Origin of the sequence: Rhizobium sp. BK650 (assembly GCF_014195325.1) — a bacterium.
In the GTDB taxonomy this organism is placed as follows: Bacteria; Pseudomonadota; Alphaproteobacteria; order Rhizobiales; family Rhizobiaceae; genus Rhizobium.
This window is the reverse complement of the sequence record NZ_JACIBK010000014.1, coordinates 172,623-178,982: the sequence shown is the minus strand read 5'-3', so window position 1 is coordinate 178,982 and position 6,360 is coordinate 172,623. Positions and strand designations below refer to the sequence as shown.

The window sequence follows — 6,360 nt, the reverse complement described above, 5'->3', positions numbered from 1 at the left end:
AATAGAACCGCCCCGCCGCGATCCGTTGCACAGACTTGGAAGCTCCGCTTTGCAAGGTCGATCGCAAGGATATGTATTGCTGTCATCTGCCTCTCTTTCGTGAGCGCCACAACGACGCTGAGCGGGCATCATACGCTGACGCCGGCCGAAGGGGGCATCCACCCCATCAGTTCAGTTGCCTGGTTACAGGGGGCAACAAACTGGCTGAATAGAACCTCGAAAATCCAACCATCATGTCCAGCAAGCAAATTCGTCGGAGAAGCCGCTAACCTTGTCTCACTCGTTCCTTCACTGGAAGAAAGATCGACGACATGTTCGGGATTGCCCTTTTTCGATATCTGATATGCCTTGGCCGCCAGCATCGGGATAGCCGACGTCCACTTCTGATCTGCCATAAGGAACTCAGATCAACATAGAATGAAGAGAGCCTGACGATATGAGATACTGATGGTTATCTAACCAAGGATGGTGATACTTGATCAGGTCGCCCGCGCGCCCGCTGATTGCACATTCAAATCATTCGCCGAACAGGATGGCGCCATAGTCGGTGGCGCCATGCAAGATATGGATGATGACTACCTTCGCGGTTTCGACGCGGTAGAAGATCAGGTAGTTGCCATGAACACGACGACGAATACCATGTTGCTCGTAGCGAGGGATGAGGGCGAAGCTGTTCGGACTATCGACAAGATCCACACATTTGCTCCGCAGCTCCCGGATAAATGAAAGGGCGCGCAGCGGATTGTCCTCGGCGATATAATCGGCGATCTGCTCAAGGTCGTTTTCCGCCTCGCTTGAGAACTCAAGGATCATGCCGATTTTTCGGCCTTGTCAGCCATCGCACGGTATTTGGCATCGAGACGGTCGAAGACATCGCTCGCCGGCTTCGTTCGACCAGCGTCCGCATCGGCAACGCCGCGCATGATGGAAGCGTCCAGCGCGGCGAGCCTGGTCTCACGGTCCTGGATCAGTCGCACACCTTCACGCAGGACTTCGCTTTTCGAGCCATAACGACCGGTGTCGACGAGTTGTTGGATATAACTTTCGAGCTGTTTTCCCAGTTCGGCGCTGATCATGCGGTCCTCCGTCTGATGGTGATATAGACAGGATAGGTTCTTTATCAACTATTATCAAGAACCATTATACCCATTCCTGCTGTTCAGGGCCGGCCAGTCCTGCCTCAGCAACCTTCCTGAAGACATCTTCGACGATCGCCTGTGCCCCGCTACTCTCTGTCATTGTAGAAATAGTCTGCTGCCAATCTGACGAACTCACCAAAATCAGTATCTACGTGTACGGCGGTTCCACCCCGTTCAAGGCAGAGGGTCTGCACTCGGCCGTGAGGCCAGATTCGAATGCTTTGGTTTTCGTTCTCCGCCCTAGCAAGACAATCAGCATCGTTAGAAACGGGTGCGCGAAACTTTACTCCACTTAGGCCTCTAGCTGCGTCCCGGCGTAGTTATCGCTGTAGTCGTCGTTTGCGTGGTCGATCTCATGCTTGGCAGCTCGAACCAAGAAGCCTGATCGGGTCAACCCTTGAGCTTCGGCGAACGCATCGATTGCCTTTAGTACGTCTTCTGGCAAAGTGATATTTACGCGAACCGCTCTTTTGGCTTCCGTCTTGACGCCAACTAGAATTGCAACGCCATCTTGGTTCTCCGCGTCTGCCATCACCGCCTCCAGTGTGGAGGGTTCGGGAATTGCTTCGCCGTCTTCGGTTAGACCTTCGATGTGTAGAGCTAGGGCTTCTTCGGCCATAGCTCGCGCATCATCGAGGTCAATTCCAGCAGTGATCAGGCCAGGAAAATCGGGAAAGGATACACCGTAATCACTGTCGGCATCCTTATGGATCAATCCGATATAATTGCGCATGTTCGTTACCTCAGTTTGAGTCCGGCTTGTTTCTCGATACTTTTCAGCGTTCCGATTGGGATATCTCTTTTCGGGTGTGGAACAGTGACGCGCCCGGGTTTTTCGGGATGCTTAAACTGAACATGGCTGCCCTTGGTGGCGACCTCGTACCAGCCATCCTTTTGCAAGGCCACAATGATATCGCCGCTCTTCATGGTTTTACCATACACACGAATGTGTATGAACGCAAGGCTTGGAGTTGCTGGACTTCGGTTCGATCCCATATGTGGACGGCCCCCGACCCGCAAGATATTTCGAGATAATTTGATCTGATCGCTTGCGTCCATATGTCCGGCCTGTTGTTGCGTTCGCACATGAACGCTGGCCAAGATGGCTTCCGCGACACAGGTCCCAAACATCAAGACGGCCTTGACGGGCCGAAGGGATCACCGGGGTATCTTGTGTCTCGACCACCACGTGATGAAGATCAGGGTACACGCGGTTTTTGCTTCCAGGTCTTCATGTGGCGCACCCGTTCAAAGCCGATCCTGATTGTGAGCTGTACGTTTCTCCGGAGACCATGAGTTTCCAAGCTATGCGCGCCATCTAGTTGGCGAGTGCGACAGCTGCCAGTTTAGGCGGCTTGCGCTTGAGCAGTTCCACCAACCAACGAGAGGCTTTGCCGGATCGCCGCGCGTGATGAATGACAGCGGTTGCTCCATTCACCAGGATAGCCCGCAGAGCTTCATCGCCGGCTCGCGTGATGCCACCGAGCCGCACCTTGCCGCCGGTCGAGTGATCCTTCGGCGTCAGCCCTATCCAAGCTGCGAACTGACGACCAGATTTGAAGAGCTCTGGAGCGGGTGTTTTCATTATCAAAAGAGCCGAACCGATTGGTCCAATCCCGGGAATGGTTTTGAGGCGTATGCTGCGTTCGTCGTTACGCTGCCATGCCTTTACCTTGACCTCCACATCCGCAATCTTTTTCTCCAGTTCAGCGTATTCCTCGGCCTGGCTGATGAACAATTCCTGCGCGAGCTCTGGCACAGTTTTCTCAGCTTTTATCCTTTCGAGCAGCATCGGAATATGTGACCAATCCTTCCAAAACCGCAAATCCAGCGCCAACGTCCGGACTAGAATGCAAAATGTTGGAGGACATTCGTGGGGTAGGCACGCGCATTTTCGCAGAGTTTTTCGATCTGCTCATCGCTGACGGCAGCAAGAATCCCGGTACGCACCAGCACGGAATCCAATCCAGCCGACTTCGCGCCAAGAATATCGTGATCGATGCTATCGCCAATGCAGGCCACGCGGCGACGGTCGGTGACGCCAACGAGCTTCAATGCGTGTTCGTAGATTTCGGGATAAGGTTTTCCAAACCAGGTGACGTGACCGCCCATCCCCTCGTAGAGCTTGGCGATGGTGCCTGCGCCCGGCAAATTGGAGCCGTTGCTCAATTTATGGGTGTCGGGATTGGTACAGTAACAGGGGACGACTTTTTCGGCCGCGGGACGCAGCATTTCAAGGTAGTCATCCATAGATATGTGTTCGGCTTCACTGCCGGAAATGATTACGATTTCGGCTTCCGACGCCTCTTTGACGGAAACCAAGCCAAGCCGATCCGCGAGATTGCTGTCTCCGCCGCTGGAAATCGTGAAGCACCGGGCCTTTTGCCTAATCGAGTTTCCAGGCCGTGACAGGATGTCGAACGCCACGTCTCCCGATGTGACAAAGAAGTCGAAGCTTCCAGGGGCGAAACCAAGCTTAACAAGGCGCTCGGAATTGTATTCGCCACTTCTGCCGGAGTTCGACAATATGACGACTTGTCGGCCTGCCGACGCGAGTTCGGCCAGGGCCGCGATAGAGCCCTCATAGGGGCCGGCGTCGTCCCTCAGGACACCGAACTGATCGATGAAGAAGACGTCGTATTTCTGAATTAACTGGGGGAGGGTGACAGGCGTTACTTTAGGCACTGGTGTTATCCAATCGAGAGAGAACCAACGCCGCCGTACCGACAGCCGCCTCGACTGATTTCGCAGCCACCGTGTTGATCCCCATTGCCCGTGCTCTCATTGATGTCCAAACGTGATTGCGCGCCCCGCCTCCTACCGTCCGAAGGCTCGTGAGGGTTGGTGCACCGAGCTCGCGTAATCGCTGGTACCCCAATCGTTCGATCTCCGTCATGCCCTCGAGGATGGCTTGAAGGAATTCGCTGTCGTCGTCCGGGCGAGGCGTAAGCCGGGGCGGATATTGCGGGTCATTGATCGGGAAACGTTCGCCCGGACGAAGGAGAGGATAGAAATCGAGACCCAGTTTGCGGCTTGGGTCGATCTTCTCTGTCAATTCGTCCAGCCGGTCATCACCGATCAAGGCACGCATGACATTTCCACCGCTGTTTGAAGCGCCGCCAACGAGCCAGAACCGACCCACGCGGTGCGAATAAACGCCGTACTCGGGCGCGGTGATCGGAGCGTCCGACGCCAGTTTGAGAACGATCGTCGATCCCAACGCGGTCACAGCGTCGCCATTGGCCGACGCCCCGGTAGCCAGAAACGAAGCGCACCCGTCAGTCGTGCCTGCATGGTACCAGGCCGAATTGGCCAGGCCCACCTTTCGCAGGAATCCTTCGACCGGTGCGATTTTCATGCCCGCACGATTGACGAGGGGTAGCTTGGATACGTCCATCCCGGCCGCTTCGATCCAATCCGGCCAGCGCTCCGCTTCCAGATCGAAACCCGTCTTGAGCGCGTTGTTTTCGTCGCTGACGCGCCCTGGACAACCCAATTTCATCAGGATCCAGTCGGCTTGATGGACGACTGAGTGAGCGCCGTCGATGCGCGACAAATAGATAGCCCGGGCAAGACCCGAGTTTGCCCCAACCGCCGTGCTGCCCGCGGAAGCCTCCTTTGCTATGCTGTCGACGATTGCAGCATCGGGGCAGGGGTCGTTGTACATGAGGACCTGGCCCGTCGGCTCGCCGGCACGATCAAGCGAGAGAACTGTCCCGGAGGTCCCATCGACGGCGACGCCTTCGATTGAGCCGAGCTCTGTCGTTTTGGCGAGACGTTCGACTGCCTCCGCTACTCTGTTCCACCAGCATACAGGCTGACGCATCTCCTCCGGCGACGCGAACGGTGCGGAGGCGAAGCCGACCGAGTTGCCCGCACGGTCGATAGCCGAGGCACGAGCGCCGGAGGTGCCGATATCGATTCCGAGTGCGACAGCTTGGCTGATCTTCACGTTCACGCCGGCCGCCTTTCCGAGCCTCGGTCTAGCGCCTGTCGATATTGTTCCGCTTCCCAGTGCGTCAACTCGTATTCATCGTCGTTCGAGAGATAAACCAGCGACGCCTCTTTCGGGATACGGCTCACCACCTCTGCAAGGCAACGGGCCATAACCTCGCCACCCGCAGTGAGCGTGCTCGACAAGAGTACTCCCTTATTTGGGACGATCAGCATTTTCGGCGCTTCGCGAGCTTCCCGGTGCGAAGCGGCTTCCAGGTCGGCCGCACTTAGTCCCTCTGGGAGCATACCGATCTCGGTTCCAAGGAAAATGACATGGTCCGGATAGAGTGATCCGCCGAGCGCGATCCTCCGGCTGGTATCCGAAAGCGCGACGATATGGCTTTCGCGGTCCCGAGCAGGGTGATAGCCGGAATTCTTCGCGACCCGTTCCAGCGCATCGATGTCAGGGGAACCGTCACTAACGCAGGTCTCGCAGGAAAGCGCCTTGGTAACGCGTTCTATCCGATCGGCCACCTCTTCCACCGTGTCGCCGCACACAATGATCCCGTGATTGAACAGGATCAGGACATCCGGCATCGATGCGGCCGCTTTCTCGATTTCCCTAGCGAGCGGTGTCCCCGGACGCCTGTACGGTATTGTCGCCCAGGTGAGGTCGGAAACAGCGCTCATGCGCGCAGACAACTCTGCCTCGCGGTTCTCAAGGACAGCCAGAGCGATCGCATTGACGCAATGATAGTGCGCGACGACCTGACTTTTGAGCGCCGCGTGAAAGCTGGTCTCGATCGATGGCCGAAGTCCACTGGAATTCAGTTCGGAAACGACGAAATCGGTGGATTTCTCGGCCCTCGGATCGCCTTCGCGGAGGGCCGCGATCAGCGGATCAACCACAACCGGGACCATGATGTCTTCAGCACCCGCCCTGGAAAGCCACGTGCCCGATGCCTTTACCCACATGACGCCGTCGCTCTTGATGGACGTATTACCGCCTGCGCCCTGTGTCTTGAGGATATCGCTGCCGATCTGACTGGAGAGCCGGAGGAAGTCTCTGAATAGCTCGGTGTCCCTGAGGTCCGGTTTGGTCATGTCGTCTCCCTCCTGTTGCCCTGACAGTCACCTCCTTGTCCGGGGCGAGCGCGTGAGCGAACTTTTGCGCGATCCTATAAATGTGATTGCAGATCGTCAATGGTGAAGATTTCCATTCATCAAGTGTTGCGATCTTTCTGCTCATATGATTATAGTTCGTCATAGACGCTGAGGGAGAAGC

At 56.3% G+C, this 6,360-nt stretch carries 8 protein-coding genes and 1 pseudogene; all 9 read right to left on the bottom strand.

The window, feature by feature from the left end; translation table 11 throughout:
• Positions 1–128: 128 nt before the first annotated feature.
• Positions 129–395: a hypothetical protein gene (locus FHX15_RS26910; RefSeq protein ID WP_184401386.1), complete on the bottom strand. Its 267-nt coding sequence runs from the start codon at positions 393–395 to the stop codon at positions 129–131.
• A gap of 121 nt (positions 396–516) precedes the next feature.
• Positions 517–813 carry a type II toxin-antitoxin system RelE/ParE family toxin gene (locus tag FHX15_RS26905; protein ID WP_184401385.1) on the bottom strand — a complete coding sequence of 99 codons (297 nt, stop codon included), beginning with the start codon at positions 811–813 and terminating at the stop codon, positions 517–519.
• Complete coding sequence (locus FHX15_RS26900; RefSeq protein WP_184401384.1) at positions 810–1,076, bottom strand: type II toxin-antitoxin system ParD family antitoxin; 267 nt, start codon at positions 1,074–1,076, stop codon at positions 810–812. Before FHX15_RS26900 ends, FHX15_RS26905 begins: the two co-directional genes overlap by 4 nt.
• A 355-nt stretch (positions 1,077–1,431) precedes the next feature.
• Entirely contained in the window at positions 1,432–1,872 is a 441-nt protein-coding gene (locus FHX15_RS26895) for a type II toxin-antitoxin system HicB family antitoxin (protein WP_184401383.1), read from the bottom strand.
• Positions 1,873–1,877: 5 nt separating this feature from the next.
• Positions 1,878–2,066 (bottom strand): type II toxin-antitoxin system HicA family toxin, encoded by a 189-nt coding sequence (locus FHX15_RS26890; RefSeq protein WP_053249526.1) that lies wholly within the window; start codon positions 2,064–2,066, stop codon positions 1,878–1,880.
• Between the two features lie 304 nt (positions 2,067–2,370).
• Positions 2,371–2,937: pseudogene (locus FHX15_RS26885) on the bottom strand (IS110 family transposase); the annotation flags it as partial.
• 47 nt (positions 2,938–2,984) lie between these two features.
• On the bottom strand, positions 2,985–3,824 hold the full coding sequence (locus FHX15_RS26880; RefSeq protein ID WP_312861922.1) for a TIGR01459 family HAD-type hydrolase: 840 nt from the start codon (positions 3,822–3,824) through the stop codon (positions 2,985–2,987).
• Positions 3,817–5,097, bottom strand: coding sequence for an FGGY-family carbohydrate kinase (locus tag FHX15_RS26875; RefSeq protein WP_184401382.1), 1,281 nt, complete (start codon positions 5,095–5,097; stop codon positions 3,817–3,819). Before FHX15_RS26875 ends, FHX15_RS26880 begins: the two co-directional genes overlap by 8 nt.
• The gene (locus FHX15_RS26870; RefSeq protein ID WP_184401381.1) at positions 5,094–6,179 is read right to left on the bottom strand and encodes a class II aldolase/adducin family protein; all 1,086 of its coding nucleotides are present in this window, start codon (positions 6,177–6,179) and stop codon (positions 5,094–5,096) included. Before FHX15_RS26870 ends, FHX15_RS26875 begins: the two co-directional genes overlap by 4 nt.
• Between the last annotated feature and the right edge of the window lie 181 nt (positions 6,180–6,360).

Excerpts from the sequence above, each read along its gene's own strand:
- FHX15_RS26895 (WP_184401383.1), bottom strand. The coding sequence starts at position 1,872 with ATGCGCAATTATATCGGATTGATCCATAAGGATGCCGACAGTGATTAC.
- FHX15_RS26890 (WP_053249526.1), bottom strand. The coding sequence starts at position 2,066 with ATGAAGAGCGGCGATATCATTGTGGCCTTGCAAAAGGATGGCTGGTAC.
- FHX15_RS26900 (WP_184401384.1), bottom strand. The coding sequence starts at position 1,076 with ATGATCAGCGCCGAACTGGGAAAACAGCTCGAAAGTTATATCCAACAA.
- FHX15_RS26910 (WP_184401386.1), bottom strand. The coding sequence starts at position 395 with ATGGCAGATCAGAAGTGGACGTCGGCTATCCCGATGCTGGCGGCCAAG.
- FHX15_RS26905 (WP_184401385.1), bottom strand. The coding sequence starts at position 813 with ATGATCCTTGAGTTCTCAAGCGAGGCGGAAAACGACCTTGAGCAGATC.
- FHX15_RS26870 (WP_184401381.1), bottom strand. The coding sequence starts at position 6,179 with ATGACCAAACCGGACCTCAGGGACACCGAGCTATTCAGAGACTTCCTC.